This window comes from Nitrospirota bacterium (assembly GCA_016214385.1).
Classification (GTDB): domain Bacteria; phylum Nitrospirota; class Thermodesulfovibrionia; order UBA6902; family JACROP01; genus JACROP01.
This window is the reverse complement of record JACROP010000102.1, coordinates 1-13,552: the sequence shown is the minus strand read 5'-3', so window position 1 is coordinate 13,552 and position 13,552 is coordinate 1. Positions and strand designations below refer to the sequence as shown.

General features: G+C 43.6%; 19 protein-coding genes, 5 tRNA genes and 1 other RNA gene. 6 read left to right on the top strand and 19 right to left on the bottom strand.

Annotated features, from left to right (window positions below):
* On the bottom strand, positions 1–279 hold a 279-nt coding region (locus HZC12_06490), incomplete at its 3' end, for a hypothetical protein (GenBank protein MBI5026359.1).
* A 158-nt stretch (positions 280–437) separates the two neighbouring features.
* Here HZC12_06490 and pdxA point away from each other — a divergent pair.
* On the top strand, positions 438–1,418 hold the full coding sequence (pdxA, locus tag HZC12_06485) for a 4-hydroxythreonine-4-phosphate dehydrogenase PdxA (protein ID MBI5026358.1): 981 nt from the start codon (positions 438–440) through the stop codon (positions 1,416–1,418).
* Between the two features lie 12 nt (positions 1,419–1,430).
* Here the strand turns inward: pdxA and HZC12_06480 are convergent, their stop codons facing one another.
* Positions 1,431–1,745: an RNA-binding protein gene (locus HZC12_06480; protein MBI5026357.1), complete on the bottom strand. Its 315-nt coding sequence runs from the start codon at positions 1,743–1,745 to the stop codon at positions 1,431–1,433.
* Between the two features lie 272 nt (positions 1,746–2,017).
* Here HZC12_06480 and HZC12_06475 point away from each other — a divergent pair, with 272 nt between their 5' ends.
* A complete protein-coding gene (locus HZC12_06475) occupies positions 2,018–2,404 on the top strand; it encodes a response regulator (protein MBI5026356.1) in 387 nt (128 codons plus the stop codon).
* Between the two features lie 104 nt (positions 2,405–2,508).
* Here the strand turns inward: HZC12_06475 and HZC12_06470 are convergent, their stop codons facing one another.
* Together HZC12_06470 and HZC12_06465 are read right to left on the bottom strand one after the other, a co-directional pair.
* Entirely contained in the window at positions 2,509–2,943 is a 435-nt protein-coding gene (locus HZC12_06470; GenBank protein MBI5026355.1) for a type II toxin-antitoxin system VapC family toxin, read from the bottom strand.
* A complete protein-coding gene (locus HZC12_06465) occupies positions 2,940–3,167 on the bottom strand; it encodes an AbrB/MazE/SpoVT family DNA-binding domain-containing protein (protein MBI5026354.1) in 228 nt (75 codons plus the stop codon). The genes HZC12_06470 and HZC12_06465 overlap by 4 nt, the downstream gene beginning before the upstream one ends.
* Before the next feature lie 205 nt (positions 3,168–3,372).
* On the opposite strand from HZC12_06465, the gene HZC12_06460 reads away from it, so the two are divergent.
* Complete coding sequence (locus HZC12_06460; protein MBI5026353.1) at positions 3,373–3,729, top strand: hypothetical protein; 357 nt, start codon at positions 3,373–3,375, stop codon at positions 3,727–3,729.
* A gap of 60 nt (positions 3,730–3,789) precedes the next feature.
* Here the strand turns inward: HZC12_06460 and HZC12_06455 are convergent.
* A tRNA-Asn gene (locus tag HZC12_06455) sits at positions 3,790–3,865 on the bottom strand.
* 274 nt (positions 3,866–4,139) lie between these two features.
* Between HZC12_06455 and HZC12_06450 the strand changes: the two genes are divergently transcribed.
* Together HZC12_06450 and glnA are read left to right on the top strand one after the other, a co-directional pair.
* On the top strand, positions 4,140–4,478 hold the full coding sequence (locus HZC12_06450; protein MBI5026352.1) for a P-II family nitrogen regulator: 339 nt from the start codon (positions 4,140–4,142) through the stop codon (positions 4,476–4,478).
* Between the two features lie 112 nt (positions 4,479–4,590).
* The gene (gene glnA, locus HZC12_06445) at positions 4,591–6,003 is read left to right on the top strand and encodes a type I glutamate--ammonia ligase (GenBank protein MBI5026351.1); all 1,413 of its coding nucleotides are present in this window, start codon (positions 4,591–4,593) and stop codon (positions 6,001–6,003) included.
* A 92-nt stretch (positions 6,004–6,095) separates the two neighbouring features.
* On the opposite strand, the gene HZC12_06440 is transcribed toward glnA, so the two are convergent.
* From HZC12_06440 to HZC12_06375, 14 genes are all read right to left on the bottom strand, one after another.
* Positions 6,096–6,413 (bottom strand): hypothetical protein, encoded by a 318-nt coding sequence (locus HZC12_06440; protein ID MBI5026350.1) that lies wholly within the window; start codon positions 6,411–6,413, stop codon positions 6,096–6,098.
* A 187-nt stretch (positions 6,414–6,600) separates the two neighbouring features.
* Positions 6,601–7,194, bottom strand: a complete 594-nt coding sequence (gene recR / locus HZC12_06435) for a recombination protein RecR (GenBank protein ID MBI5026349.1) — start codon at positions 7,192–7,194, stop codon at positions 6,601–6,603.
* On the bottom strand, positions 7,191–7,523 hold the full coding sequence (locus HZC12_06430) for a YbaB/EbfC family nucleoid-associated protein (protein MBI5026348.1): 333 nt from the start codon (positions 7,521–7,523) through the stop codon (positions 7,191–7,193). Before HZC12_06430 ends, recR begins: the two co-directional genes overlap by 4 nt.
* A 1-nt stretch (position 7,524) precedes the next feature.
* Entirely contained in the window at positions 7,525–8,478 is a 954-nt protein-coding gene (locus HZC12_06425) for a hypothetical protein (GenBank protein MBI5026347.1), read from the bottom strand.
* A gap of 18 nt (positions 8,479–8,496) precedes the next feature.
* Positions 8,497–9,195, bottom strand: coding sequence for a DNA polymerase III subunit gamma/tau (gene dnaX, locus HZC12_06420; GenBank protein ID MBI5026346.1), 699 nt, complete (start codon positions 9,193–9,195; stop codon positions 8,497–8,499).
* Positions 9,196–9,245: 50 nt separating this feature from the next.
* Positions 9,246–9,344: signal recognition particle sRNA small type (gene ffs / locus HZC12_06415), an RNA gene on the bottom strand.
* Positions 9,345–9,423: 79 nt separating this feature from the next.
* Positions 9,424–9,517: transfer RNA gene (locus tag HZC12_06410), tRNA-Ser, on the bottom strand.
* A 184-nt stretch (positions 9,518–9,701) separates the two neighbouring features.
* A tRNA-Ser gene (locus tag HZC12_06405) sits at positions 9,702–9,786 on the bottom strand.
* A gap of 46 nt (positions 9,787–9,832) precedes the next feature.
* Positions 9,833–10,261 (bottom strand): tRNA adenosine(34) deaminase TadA, encoded by a 429-nt coding sequence (tadA, locus tag HZC12_06400; GenBank protein ID MBI5026345.1) that lies wholly within the window; start codon positions 10,259–10,261, stop codon positions 9,833–9,835.
* A gap of 60 nt (positions 10,262–10,321) precedes the next feature.
* A tRNA-Arg gene (locus tag HZC12_06395) sits at positions 10,322–10,398 on the bottom strand.
* Entirely contained in the window at positions 10,398–10,940 is a 543-nt protein-coding gene (locus tag HZC12_06390; GenBank protein ID MBI5026344.1) for a DUF2155 domain-containing protein, read from the bottom strand. The genes HZC12_06395 and HZC12_06390 overlap by 1 nt, the downstream gene beginning before the upstream one ends.
* 61 nt (positions 10,941–11,001) lie before the next feature.
* A tRNA-Ser gene (locus HZC12_06385) sits at positions 11,002–11,093 on the bottom strand.
* A gap of 164 nt (positions 11,094–11,257) precedes the next feature.
* A complete protein-coding gene (locus HZC12_06380; protein ID MBI5026343.1) occupies positions 11,258–11,845 on the bottom strand; it encodes a gliding-motility protein MglA in 588 nt (195 codons plus the stop codon).
* A gap of 9 nt (positions 11,846–11,854) precedes the next feature.
* Complete coding sequence (locus HZC12_06375) at positions 11,855–12,349, bottom strand: roadblock/LC7 domain-containing protein (protein ID MBI5026342.1); 495 nt, start codon at positions 12,347–12,349, stop codon at positions 11,855–11,857.
* Between the two features lie 194 nt (positions 12,350–12,543).
* Here HZC12_06375 and HZC12_06370 point away from each other — a divergent pair, with 194 nt between their 5' ends.
* On the top strand, positions 12,544–13,488 hold the full coding sequence (locus HZC12_06370) for an IS110 family transposase (protein ID MBI5026341.1): 945 nt from the start codon (positions 12,544–12,546) through the stop codon (positions 13,486–13,488).
* Positions 13,489–13,552 lie beyond the last annotated feature (64 nt).

The window sequence follows — 13,552 nt, the reverse complement described above, 5'->3', positions numbered from 1 at the left end:
TTCAATGCAGAAATTTATAGCCTCTTCAAGACCCGTCTGCTTTTTGCCCATTATGTTAACCTCTTCTTTTGCACCAGATTTTTCAAGCCCCTTCCCGTTATAGTGGCAGGAATTACAGCTCTTGCCAGCAGTGCCTCCACCGAGCTTTGAATTATTAAAAAGGGCCTTGCCTTTTTCAATGCTGGCTTTTTCAGCCTTTGGCTTCTCAGCCGCATTGGCAAAGGAAAGGGCCAGAATCGCTGAGAGAACTGCGAGCAGGAAAACCTTCATTGTCTTCATTGTGCCACCTTCTCTTAGTTAAAATGTCTTCAGGTTAATAAGGATAACACTAAAAGACATACCACATTTAATTATGTGGATGCAAGCATTTTTTTCGAGATCATATCAGCTCTATAGATGCTTGCCAATAATTACTGACATGTTGCTATAATACCCTAATGCCGAAGATAGCCATAACCATGGGAGAGCCAGGGGGTATCGGCCCCGAGGTAATTGTCAAAGCCCTGTATTGCGCTGAGATAAGGCAGTACTGCGATCCAGTAGTTATCGGGGACATTGCAACAATCAAAGAGGCTGTTAAAATTACAGGGATTCCCCTTAAGGTTGTACCTGTATCCATGACATTGGATTTGAAGCCCAGGGCACATCTGGGGGAGATAGAAATAATCGACGTAAAAACTACCCTGCCATTCAAAAAAGGCATCCCCTCTGCAGAGTCAGGAAGGGCTGTGGTGAGTTATATAAAAGAGGCGGTTGAACTTGCGATAAAAGGAAAGGTGCATGCAATTGTAACGGCCCCCATATCCAAGGAATCCCTGAAAATGGCAGGCTATCCCTGGCCAGGACACACAGAGCTTCTGGCCGAGCTTACAAAAACGAGGGATTTTGCCATGATGTTCGTTGGGGGCCCTTTGAAGATAATCCTCGCTACCATACACACAGCCATAAGAAATGTACCTTTGATGATTAATAAGGACACGGTAATCAAAACCATCCGTCTTGCGAAAAAAGGCGCATACATGCTTGATATTAAAAACCCGAGGATTGCAGTAGCAGGCCTTAACCCCCATGCAGGCGAAAAGGGGCTTTTGGGAGACGAAGAAATAAAGGCAATAATCCCTGCGGTAGAAAAAACACAGAGGGAGGGCCTTCCTGTCTCAGGCCCCTACCCTCCTGATGTTGTTTTCTACAGGGCGTATAAAGGAGAATTCGATATTATCGTCTGCATGTACCATGACCAGGGCCTTATACCTTTTAAGATGTTATGCTTTGAAAAAGGGGTCAATGTAACCGTCGGACTGCCTATAATCAGGACATCGCCTGACCACGGCACTGCCTTTGACATAGCATGGAAAGGAAAGGCCAATCCCTCAAGCATGCTTGAGGCAATCAAATTAGCAGCTACACTGAGGCTGTAGAAACCTTAATTATTATCTCCTTCCTCCTCTTCCCCCTCCTCCTCCTCTACCTCCTCTTTCACCAAACCGCTCTCTCTTCTGCTGGGGTCTTGCTTCATTCACTGTCATCGCCCTGCCCATAAATTCTTTACCATTAAACATGGCTATTGCTTTTTCGGCATCTGCCTTCGAGGACATCTCAACAAAACCAAACCCTCTCGGCTGGCCTGTATATGAATCTGTTATTATTTTTACAGATTCAACTTCCCCTGCCTGTGAAAATAAGTCTTTGACTTCGCTCTCCGATGCCTGAAAGGAGAGATTCCCCACGTAAAGCTTTGTGCTCATCCTCATTCCTCCTTGGTTAATAAGAAACCAGAGCTTTCCAAAAAAAATCTCTGCGGGCCGCTCCAGAAACCTTTGAAAGTAAGAATACAATGCCTTATATTGCAAACTTTGTCAAGACCAAAAAATAAATGCGACCAAAAATGGATTTTAACATTTTGGGGGCAATTATTCCGACCCCGTAAGTAATTTGTGAGTCGTAGAGGGGGCAATTTTCCGAAGACAACGCCATTTATTTATGTTACTCTTTTTAATTAAAGAGGTTTTTGGAGATTATGAATAATATTACAGGCGGTTCAGAGACAATACTTGTAGCAGAAGATGATATAGCTTTAAGAAGACTCATAAAAGATGTGCTTGAGGGATTTGGCTATAAGGTGATAGATGCAGAGGATGGAGAAGATGCAATAAAGAAATTCATAGAGAATACAGACAGAATCCAGCTCCTCATCCTCGATGTAATAATGCCGAAGAAGGATGGCAAGGAAGTTTATGAAGGGGTAAGGAAGATAAGACCTGATATTAAGGTACTTTTTACAAGTGGATATGCTGCAGATTTTATTCATAAAAAGGGAATCCTTGAAGAGGGTTTAAACTTTATCCTGAAACCTGTTTCACCAAAAGAGCTTTTAAGAAAGGTGCGAGAGGTGCTGGATAAGTGAGGCGAATCCTTAGCTCAAAAAAAAGGTCCGACTTATTGGGATAAGGGTTGGCGGACTGGAAAAGGTATAGGAGAGAAGTAAGAATGTTAAATACATATCACAGATTATCCCCCCACCTTCAAATCCTTAAAATAAGCCCTGTAAAATCCTCTGTCCCTTGAAAGGAGCAGATTAGCATTTACAAGTGCATGGGCGCCTACAATGAAATCACTAACCACCCGCTGCCTTAATTGAATTGGGCTACGGCATTTCCTGCAAACAACCGCTCTCCTGTTTTTTGCATAATCCCTCCATCGCTCACCGGCAATATATAGCGTTTTTTCATTGGAGTGAACAAGCCTGATGCCTGTATCGGAAAGAAATGCACGAATCTCTTTTTCATCGATAAATTGAGAGGCGAGCTCGGCATATACAATCTCGCATATTATCAGTTGGCCTTTTTCTATGTATTCATCGAGCAGGTTTTTTGAACTCAAAAAATGGCTCTCGTCAGGAATAAGAATATCCAGCAGGATGTTGGTATCTATAGCAGTTATCATTTTCCTCTCAAGTCATCAATGACTGCATCAGTTTTTTGCCCCTTAAGTGTTTTAAGCTTACCGACCCATTTGTCAAATGGAGACTTCTTGAGAGATTTTTTAATGTAGAATATACCATTTTTTTCCTCAAAGCTGAGATTTTCTCCGGGTTGAACTCCGAGCTTTTCTCTTATTTCTTTAGGAATGGTAATCTGTCCCTTAGTAGTAACCTTTGCTGTCAACATAAGCATCCTCCAGTAAGGATAATAATCCTTACTTTCATAGTAAGGAATTTTAGGTGTCCTGTCAAGTAAATTTGTACTTATCACACAATATCCAGCCTTCTCGCCCTTAGCTTCACACCGAGAGGGTCTGCATACAAATGCACCACCTTCAAAGAAATCATGAAATCATGTACAATGTTCTATGCTTTTGAGTCATGTCGGGATAGTGAATGAAAGTGAAGAACAGGCTATGCGGTTTTACGGTGACTTTCTGGAATTTGAGAAAACCAGGGAGTTTATCGTCCCACCCGAGCTATCGGAGCAATTGTTTTCTGTTTCGTGGGAAGTCAAGATGCTGGTTTTCGAAAGGGATGGAATAAAACTTGAGGTATTTATATGCCCAGGATGTAAACAGCCGTCCCCTGAGTTCAGGCATATTGGCTTTCTGATTGACGATTTATCAACAATTTTGGAGAGGGCTCAGCAGGCTGGTGTTGAGATTATCATCGGAAAGACCCAAGAAAAGACCGTTTATTTCATAAAAGATTTCTGCGGGAACTTAATAGAAATTAAACCAAAATAACTATTCTCTGAAATAGCCCTCTCTATTCAAAACTCACACGGTTTGTGTGAGCCTTTAATCTGGCTCCTGGGGAGGGATTCGAACCCCCGACCAAGTGGTTAACAGCCACCCGCTCTGCCGGCTGAGCTACCCAGGAATAAGCTCTTTTTTATATCAGATAAAGCGCTGTTTTGTCAAACTTAGCGGTTTCTCGATAAAATTACATGCAGATGGGAGGGTAAGCCTGCCTAAAAATTAAGCCCCCTGATTATTTATTAGGCAGGTTCGGGCTTTTAATCTACATCCTGTTTTGTTAAATATATTGCAAATACTGAATTCCCCGAAACCTTAATTTGTGGTATAAGAATTGCACTAAAAAATTAATATCGTATTGAGTCAGGATTAAACCCCCAATTTAAGGAGTCAGAGCTATGAAAAAGGTCGAGGCTATAATAAAGCCTTTTAAACTCGATGAGGTTAAAGACGCCCTTAATGAAATAGGCATTCAGGGAATGACGGTTACTGAAGTAAAGGGCTTTGGAAGGCAGAAAGGGCACACAGAGCTTTACAGGGGCGCTGAATATGTTGTAGATTTTATTCCAAAAATCAAGATAGAGATTGTGGTCTCAAATAACCTCGTCCAGAAAGTCCTGGAGGTCATTGAGAAAACCGCAAAAACAGGAAAGATAGGTGATGGAAAGATCTTTGTCTATCCCATCGAGGATGTGATAAGGATAAGGACAGGCGAACGTGGAGAGGCAGCAGTGTAAGCATTTGAATGGAGTGATGGAGTATTGGAGTAATGGGGTAATATTAAAAACTGAAATCCCATCACTCCAGCACTCCAATACAACAAACCTAACATAATTAAGGAGGAGCAATATGACACCAAAGGATGTAATTAAGTTTGCTCAGGAAAACAAGGCAGTAATGGTTGACTTTAAGTTTCTTGATTTTCCCGGGATGTGGCAGCACTTCTCAGTGCCTATCGATGAGCTGAGAGAAGAAATATTTGAGGAAGGCCTCGGCTTTGATGGCTCATCAATAAGGGGATGGCAGGCAATCCATACATCAGACATGCTCATAATCCCTGATCCCACAACACTATTCATGGACCCATTCAGAGAGTATCCCACATTAAGCCTTACATGTAATATTGTTGACCCTATAACAAAAGAGAGCTACACAAGGGATCCACGATATATTGCTCAAAAGGCTGAGAATTACATGAAGTCTATAAAAATTGCTGATACAGCCTATTTTGGCCCTGAGCCTGAGTTTTTTATTCTTGATGATATACGTTTCGACCAGACACCAAACAGCGGCTACTATTTTATTGATTCAAAAGAGGGCATCTGGAATTCAGGCCGTGTAGAGGGCCCTAACCTCGGTTATAAGCCCAGGCACAAAGAGGGTTATTTCCCCGTGCCACCAACCGATACTCAGGAAGATATAAGGACTGAGGTAGTGGTTGAGATGCAGAAATGTGGCATCTATGTTGAAAAACAACACCACGAGGTTGCAACCGCAGGTCAGGGAGAGATTGATATGAGATATGCCCCGCTCGTGAAGATGGCAGACCAGTTGATGATTTTCAAATACCTCCTGAAGAATGTAGCAAGAAGGCATGGAAAGACCGTCACATTTATGCCAAAACCAATCTTTGGAGACAATGGCTCAGGAATGCATACCCACCAGAGTCTCTGGAAAAATGGCAAACCCCTTTTTGCTGGCAGTGGCTATGCAGGCTTAAGTGAGCTCGCCCTCTATTACATAGGCGGCGTACTAAAGCACGCACCTGCCCTTGCCGCTATTACAAGCCCGACCACCAATTCTTATAAGCGTCTTACCCCGGGGTTTGAGGCACCGGTGAACCTTGCTTACTCTGGCCGTAACCGCTCTGCTGGAATCAGGATTCCCATGTATTCAGCAAGCCCAAAGGCAAAGAGGATTGAGGTGAGGTTCCCTGACCCATCCTGCAATCCTTATCTATGCTTTGCAGCAATGCTCATGGCTGGCCTTGACGGCATCGAAAATAAGATACACCCGGGAGACCCTCTCGATAAGGACATCTATGAACTTGGCCCTGAAGAGCTTGCTGCGGTGCCGAGTATGCCGGCAAGCCTTGAGGAAGCTCTTAATAACCTGGAGGCTGACAATGAATTCCTGAAAAAGGGTAACGTGTTTACAGATGATGCCATAGAGACATGGATTACTTACAAGAGGACAAAAGAGGTAGATGCGCTGAGGCTCAGGCCACATCCCTACGAGTTCTTTCTGTATTTTGATATTTAAAAAAGACTCTGAAAAGTTATATAAAAAGGGGGGACCAAAAACTCCCCCTTTTATTTTGTCCTTTTATCTCCTAATCACTTCTTACTTCTCATTTATTGAATAGAACGCATCCTGCCTGTCTTTCTATCCAGCAGGACTTTATCAATCAACTCATTACCTCTGAAGACATCAGCTTCGATAAACCTTCCTTTGTCAGTAAAGTTATTTATCCTCAGTCCATGCCTTTCAAAATATGCCTTTAAAACTCTTCTGGCCTGCTCGTGATTAAGAGGCTTCGGGCATATCCCGTATTCTCCGCCCTCAAGCACGCAGCATACCCCATACGGAGATTTCCACTCCTGCGCCGAGGATAGCAAAGGAGCGAGGCTGAAAAAAGTTATCGCCAGTATAAATAGGATTTTCTTAAACATATACAATCAAACCTCTCCTCATTTAAATATGACAGATTGTCCCATAATTCCTAAAAATGCACCCTATGTCAACTTGAGACTCTTCGGCTGTCGCCTCAGAATGACATTTTGGGACAGTCTCATACCCTTATTTTTCAAAATACTTTTGAAGAAATCGTGAAGGAATTATAGAGGGATTATGAAAAATCTATATCTCTCTTCTTCCCTCAAATGCCCTGGAGAGGGTTACCTCATCAGCGAATTCAATATCGCCTCCAATCGGCAGGCCGCAAGCGATGCGGGTGACTTTTACTCCGAGGGGTTTTAGAAGCTGTGAGAGATACTTGGCTGTGATTTCACCCTTTGTATCTGGATTTGTAGCAAGAACCACTTCAACAATGCCGCCATTTTTCACCTTTTCAACCAATTCATTTATCTTAAGTCTTTCAGGAGTTACACCATCTATAGGCGAAAGGGCACCAAGTAGCACATGATAGAGGCCATTGTATTTATTTGTCTTCTCGATGACTATTAAATTGCTGGGCTCTTCGACAACGCAGATTCTGCTGTGATCCCTGCTCTGGTCTTTACATATAGAACACAGTTCATCTTCGGTGATATTAAAACAACTCACGCAGAATTGAGCCTTTTCCTTTAGCTCAATTATGGCCTTAGCAATCGATTTGGCTTCATCCTCAGGCATGGCGAGAATGAAAAAAGTCAGCCTCTGAGCGGTCTTTCTTCCAATGCCCGGAAGTTTTGTGAGGGCAGTTATGAGATTTTCAATAATCCCATTGTTCATCGGCCAAAGAGACCTCCAAGGCCAGGCAACTGCACCCCACCTGTGAGTTTGCCCATTTCATCCGCTACCATCTGCTGCGCCCTTCTCATGGCCTCATTAACTGCTGCCACTATCAGATCCTGAAGCATTTCAGCGTCTTCTGGGTTTATCACTTCTTTTTCTATCTTTATAGACACTATCTCCATTGCTCCATTAGCAATAACTGTTACCATTCCTCCGCCTGCCGATGCCTCCACGGTCTTTTTTCTCGATTCCTCCTGAACCTTCCCCATCTCAGCCTGTAGCCTCTGCGCCTCACGCATAATGTCTCCCAGAAATTTTTTAGACATTTCAACCTCCGTTATTTTCTGACGATCCCTCAAGGGATTTTATTTCTAAAAGTTTCCCGTTAAAGAGTTCAAGGGTTTTTTTCACAATGGGGTCCGAGAAAATATTCTCCTTTGTTTTCCTGGTGTCATTTTCTCTCTTCTCGCCTTTAAGGGAAATAATTTTTACCTTCAGCTTATTGCCTGTAAGTTCTTTTATCACTGATTCTACCGTGCTTATATCCTTTTTCACGGCATCTGCCAAAACCGCAAGACCGCCATTGAAGCCTATGGTAAACTCTTTTTCTGTGAGGCCAACCACCTCTGCCTCCATGAGTTTACAGGCCAGGAGATGGTTTTCCCCTTCGATTTTTTTGATAACATTCTGTAATAATTCTTCTGGTTCCATAATATTTACATTTTTATCCTGGCGAATCTCTAACTCCACAGGTTTTACTGCTTCATCAGGTGATGCCTTTCTCTCGGGTTTAAGGACAGACCTGATTTCCCCGGCCCCCGCTTCGCAGGGCGAGGCCGGGGCGGGGCGGGCCGACTTCTGTTCATTCGATAAAGCATCAAGCCTGCTCAGGACATCTCCAATAGATGTCATCCCTTTTATGAAAGATGCGCGAATAAGGCCCAGTTCAAGGAGATACCTCGGGTTTGTTGTGGTTCTTATATCGCTTTCAAGTTTTAAAAGTTCACTGAGCAGCAGTGTAAGTTCCTCCACATTAGCCTTTGAAGCCTGATTCTTATAACCTTCTATTTCATCTTTTGTAAAATCAAGGAGATATTCCGGATTATCCATGATTTTAACTATCGCTATGTTCCGCATATATTCAATAAGCTCTCTGGCAATAAGCCGCAAATCATAGCCCCTCTCTGTTAAATCATTTATCAGAGACAGTCCATTGACAACGTTCCCATCTAAAAGGCCCTCAGTTAGTTTCGAAATTATCTCGACCTCGGGTAAGCCCAGAAGGGACTGTAGTTCTTTTTATCCTATATCGTTGCTGAAAGAGACGGCCTGGTCAAGAATGGTCAGGGCATCTCTCATACTTCCATCAGAGGCCCTCGCTATCATCTCGATGGCTTCCTGTTTGATCTTTATGTCTTCTGCCTCTGCTATCTTTGAAAGCCTGTCTTTTATAATGCCTTTAGGAATTCTGTGGAAAGCGAGGTGCTGACAGCGCGAGAGAATCGTAGCAGGTATCTTTTTCGGTGCAGTAGTGGCAAAGATGAAAACTACATGGCCAGGTGGCTCCTCCAGGGTTTTTAAAAGTGCGTTAAAGGCCGATTCTGAAAGCATATGGACTTCATCTATTATATATATCCTGTATCTGCCAGATGAGGGCGCATATTTTACAGCCTCCCTCAGCTCCCGTATGTCATCGACACTGTTATTGGAAGCACCGTCTATTTCAAAGACATCTACGGAATAACCATCAGATACTGCCTTACAGTTCTGACACTGCCCGCAGGGGTTGGCTGTAGGGCCTTCAAAGCAATTTAAGGCCTTGGCAAGGATCCTTGCTGTAGAGGTTTTTCCCACTCCCCTGGGGCCTGAAAATAGATAGGCATGTGCCACCTTCCCATGGGAAAGGGCGTTTTTCAAAGTCCTGGATGCAGCCTCCTGACCAATAAGGTCATCAAAACTCTGAGGCCGCCATTTTCTCGCAAGAACTAAGTAACTCATAACTTTTAACTTTTAACTCTTAACTCTCTTAACATGCCTCTATGCAGCCAGGCTTTCAGGTATACCTGCGGCACCCGTGGTAACTGTTTACCGCTGCTTCCTTCCGGACCTGACGGAGTTCACAGACCGCCGCTGCGCAGGGCCCAAAAGTCTGACTGCATAAAAACCCCAACTCATGTTGGAAGTAAAAAGTTATGTGAATTTTTCTCAACTCTTAACTGTCTTTCCTGGCGGAGAGGGTGGGATTTGAACCCACGAGGAACCTTTTAGAGCCCCTACACGATTTCCAGTCGTGCTCCTTCGGCCTCTCGGACACCTCTCCACTATATAAGTTGAAAGTTAGACGTGAAAAGTTAAAAATAAAAAATGTTGTTTTTGTCTTTCAACTCTTAACTTTTAACTTTCAACTCTTTATCTGCCCTTGAAATATTAACCGATAGAAGGTTTTTAAATCAACTTGATGTTTAGTGGTAAAAAATAGAGACAGGAAAGGTTGGTACGTCGAGCGGAGGAGGTAGGATTTGAACCCACGATCCCTTTCGGGATACTGCTTTTCGAGAGCAGCGCCTTAAGCCACTCGGCCACTCCTCCACAAAAGATAGTTTAAAGTTCCAAGTTAAAAGTTTAAAGTTTTAAATCATCTTCGAGACTTAAAAAAGCACTGCAAAATCTCTGCGCACTCATCTTCAAGGACACCTGAGATAACTTCTACTCGATGGTTAAGCCTTGGGTCAGAAACTATATTGTACAAGCTCTCTATTGCCCCGCCTTTAATATCTTTGCATCCATAGACGAGTCTGCCGAGTCTTGCATTAACCATAGTTCCCGCACACATTATACAGGGCTCCTTTGTAACATAAAGGGTAGCCTGAGCGAGACGCCAGCTTCCTAAGCGTTCTGCACCCTCTTTAATGGCCAGGATTTCTGCATGGGCTGTTGGGTCAGAGGTAAACTCTCTCGTGTTGTGTGCCCTCGCAATTACCGCTCCATTATTAACTAATACCGCGCCTACAGGAATTTCATCCTCGTTAAAAGCAGCCCTGGCTTCTTCAATGGCCAACCTCATAAAATAGATGTCCTGTTCTTTTCTATCCACTAATCACAAATAACCATTCACTGTCTTAGTTGGCGCGCCCAGGAGGATTCGAACCCCCGACCTACGGATTCGTAGTCCGCCGCTCTATCCAGCTGAGCTATGGGCGCTATCCCTTTGGCACTCCCTCTTTCAGTGTCAGGCCATATTTTTCATGCTGGAATGGATGTATTGTAGGAAATTTCGCATAGAGCCAGCCCCATTTCCCGGAATCAGGAAATATTTGCTTGTCGCCTTCAAATACCTTTACCCCAACTGCTGGGTTGTTGGGCTTGTTTGAAGATGATGTAATAGTCTGACTATCTGTCATTTTAAAATCTGGAAGGAAATCGCCTACCTTGACTTTCAGGTTCGAATTCGGAATATTGAGCTCATCTCCAAGCTTGACAGTAAACTCCCGGGTCTTTTTCGAAACTTTATCTTCAATTATAAGTTTCACGGCACTCCACTTGTCCTTTACATCAGCAGGAACAAGCACCTGAGTCTCGCCCTTTGATTCGGCTTTGCCGTGGCCCGTTGGTACATCGGTAGGTACAATAATAGGTCCTGTCATGCCAGGGGCTTTAGGGACGGGTTTCTCCTCTTTCTTCTTGCAGGCACCAACCGAGAACAAAAACACTATCGCAATTATTACTGATAAAAATTTCACCATCTTAACCTCCCACTCAGTTATTTGTTATTTGTGAAATCCACTCGTAACTAAGCGGATTTCCTGGCGGAGAGGCAGGGATTTGAACCCTGGGTCCCGATTTCTCGGGACAACCGCTTAGCAGGCGGCTGCCTTCGACCACTCGGCCACCTCTCCTAAATCCGTGATGCGTGATGCGTGATGAGTGACGCATCACGGATTACGCTTAACGCATTAAGGGACTCTGAAATATTATATTACTAATTAAATGCTTTACTTGTAAAGCTACGTTTCTTCCCAAAAAGAGATGCTTGACTGAGGGTCGATGAGTCGTAGAGAGGTTAGTAGTGTTTCTTTAATTCCATTAATACTTGTTTGGCAACGTTTTTCAGGGTCTCAAAAACGCCGCTCCCATTAATAGCTACTGCCTCAAACCAGGGGACACCGTCAGGATTTAAAATCTTGTTCATCTCCTCAATGGGTGCGATGCTGGGAAGGTCCCGTTTATTGTATTGGATTGTAAAAGGCAGCTTTATAAGTTCATAACCCTGTTCGGCAAGATTAAGTTTAAGGTCTTCCAGGCTCTCTATATCGGCTTCCATCCTCTCTATCTGGCTGTCAGCAACAAAAACAACACCGTCGACTCCTTTTAAGATGAGCTTGCGGCTCGCAGCATAAAAGACCTGCCCCGGGACCGTATACAAATGGAATCTTATTCTAAAGCCTTTGATGTCGCCGAGGGCAAGGGGAAGGAAGTCAAAAAACAGAGTCCTTTCAGTCTCAGTGGCAAGGGAAATTAATTTCCCTTTCTGCACAGGGTTTGTCTTTTTATATATAAACTGGAGGTTTGTAGTCTTGCCGCCAAGGCCCGGGCCATAATAAACAATTTTACAGTTAATTTCACGTGAAGAGTAATTTATAAACGACACCTATTGCACCTATCTGAAGAGATTGTCTATATCCTCGTCGCTTATTTCAGCAAAAGGAAACTCTTCAATCTTCCCTTCGGCCTTCTCTTTCTCAGCTTTACCTACAATAGAATCGAAGATCCTTCCAATAGCATCCGAAGTCTTCTTTACCCTCAACCTCACAAGGCCAAGAGATGAGCGCTGGTCGAATACAACAACGAGTATAATACGCTGGCCAATAAGTGATATATGTATGTTATCCCTCTCGCCCTCATGAAATAGAATAGTAAATTCCTTCTCTCCTAAAAGCCGAGCAATGCCGCCTGTGGCTGCAATGTTACCTGCAGTGAGTGATGCGAGGGAAGTAGTATCTATATCGCGGGTCTCTCCGGAAGATGCTATAAGCTGGCCATTCTTATCTACTAGAAAGACGACTTTGGCATTAGCCTGCTGATATAATTTATGCAGCTCGGCATCAATCTGCTTGAACTCTTCCTCATACATTATCAAATCAGAGCCAGCCATCGTAATAACCCTCACCCTAACCCTTGTATGTTATGTTTTATATAGAACTTGGCAGACCGTCCAAAAACCCTTGGTAGAAAATACCGTGGGAGAGCATGGGTCGTCAAGTTCATAAATCCATTAACCCGAACAGTTGCCTGAGTCTCAATATGAGAACTCGAATCTTGCAAGGCAGGGTAACAGGAGGTGCAATCATGACGGATCGGTCTAAAATATGGGTGGGCATTGATGTTTCCAAGTCGCAGCTTGATGTTTACATCCATCCCACAGCTAAACGGTTTCATTTTAACCAAACTGATGAAGATATCAAGGCTATGGGACAGCAGATTAAAGATTTGTCCCCTGAATTGGTCATACTTGAAGCCAGTGGTGGATTTCAAAACAATGCTGTCAGTATTTTGTCCTGCATGGAGATTCCTGTCGTAGTTGTTAACCCAAGACAAGTGAGAGATTTTGCTCGTGCTTCCGGGATACTGGCTAAAACTGACCTTATTGATGCCAAGGTTCTGGCTCTTTTTGGGAAAGCGGTAAAGCCGGAAGTTAGAAGTTTGCCTGATGCTGATATTCAGCAATTGCAATTGCTGATAAAAAGACGAGAGCAGCTTGTTGCAATGCTTACGATGGAAACAAACCGTTTGCCGCAAACCTCTGGGCTTGCATCTGACAGCATAATAGAGCATATTAATTGGATAAAGCAATCTTTGAGCAACCTTGATAAAGGGATTAAAGATTTGCTGAAATCCAGTCCTATTTACAAAGAAGAAGAAGATTTGTTGCGCAGTGTTCCCGGAGTAGGACCAGTGCTTGCATCTGCTTTGATCGCAGGCTTGCCGGAACTGGGAAAGCTTAACGGCAAAAAGATAGCAGCTCTGGTTGGAGTTGCGCCTTTGAACTGCGACAGCGGCAAATACAAGGGTAAACGCACAATTTGGGGCGGCAGAGCACATTTGAGAGCAGTGCTTTATATGGGCGCTGTAGCTGCTATTCGCTGCAATCCCGTCATTAAAGCATTTTATGAAAAACTTATACATAACGGAAAAGCCAAAAAAGTTGCGCTCACCGCTTGTATGCGGAAAATGCTGGTGATTTTGAATGCAATGTATAAACATAAAGTATTATGGAACCCAATATATGCTTAAAAATTTACCTTGACAACACAGTTGCTCTCCCATCCCCGGCCTCGCTCCGCGAAGCGGGGCGGGC

Bases quoted from the DNA above. Each gene is read 5' to 3' on its own strand.
- HZC12_06370 (MBI5026341.1), top strand. From the start codon at position 12,544: ATGACGGATCGGTCTAAAATATGGGTGGGCATTGATGTTTCCAAGTCG.
- HZC12_06475 (MBI5026356.1), top strand. From the start codon at position 2,018: ATGAATAATATTACAGGCGGTTCAGAGACAATACTTGTAGCAGAAGAT.
- HZC12_06480 (MBI5026357.1), bottom strand. From the start codon at position 1,745: ATGAGCACAAAGCTTTACGTGGGGAATCTCTCCTTTCAGGCATCGGAG.
- pdxA (MBI5026358.1), top strand. From the start codon at position 438: ATGCCGAAGATAGCCATAACCATGGGAGAGCCAGGGGGTATCGGCCCC.
- HZC12_06470 (MBI5026355.1), bottom strand. From the start codon at position 2,943: ATGATAACTGCTATAGATACCAACATCCTGCTGGATATTCTTATTCCT.
- HZC12_06450 (MBI5026352.1), top strand. From the start codon at position 4,140: ATGAAAAAGGTCGAGGCTATAATAAAGCCTTTTAAACTCGATGAGGTT.
- HZC12_06430 (MBI5026348.1), bottom strand. From the start codon at position 7,523: ATGTCTAAAAAATTTCTGGGAGACATTATGCGTGAGGCGCAGAGGCTA.
- glnA (MBI5026351.1), top strand. From the start codon at position 4,591: ATGACACCAAAGGATGTAATTAAGTTTGCTCAGGAAAACAAGGCAGTA.
- HZC12_06390 (MBI5026344.1), bottom strand. From the start codon at position 10,940: ATGGTGAAATTTTTATCAGTAATAATTGCGATAGTGTTTTTGTTCTCG.
- tadA (MBI5026345.1), bottom strand. From the start codon at position 10,261: ATGAGGTTGGCCATTGAAGAAGCCAGGGCTGCTTTTAACGAGGATGAA.
- HZC12_06375 (MBI5026342.1), bottom strand. From the start codon at position 12,349: ATGGCTGGCTCTGATTTGATAATGTATGAGGAAGAGTTCAAGCAGATT.
- dnaX (MBI5026346.1), bottom strand. From the start codon at position 9,195: ATGAGTTACTTAGTTCTTGCGAGAAAATGGCGGCCTCAGAGTTTTGAT.
- HZC12_06440 (MBI5026350.1), bottom strand. From the start codon at position 6,413: ATGTTTAAGAAAATCCTATTTATACTGGCGATAACTTTTTTCAGCCTC.
- recR (MBI5026349.1), bottom strand. From the start codon at position 7,194: ATGAACAATGGGATTATTGAAAATCTCATAACTGCCCTCACAAAACTT.
- HZC12_06465 (MBI5026354.1), bottom strand. From the start codon at position 3,167: ATGTTGACAGCAAAGGTTACTACTAAGGGACAGATTACCATTCCTAAA.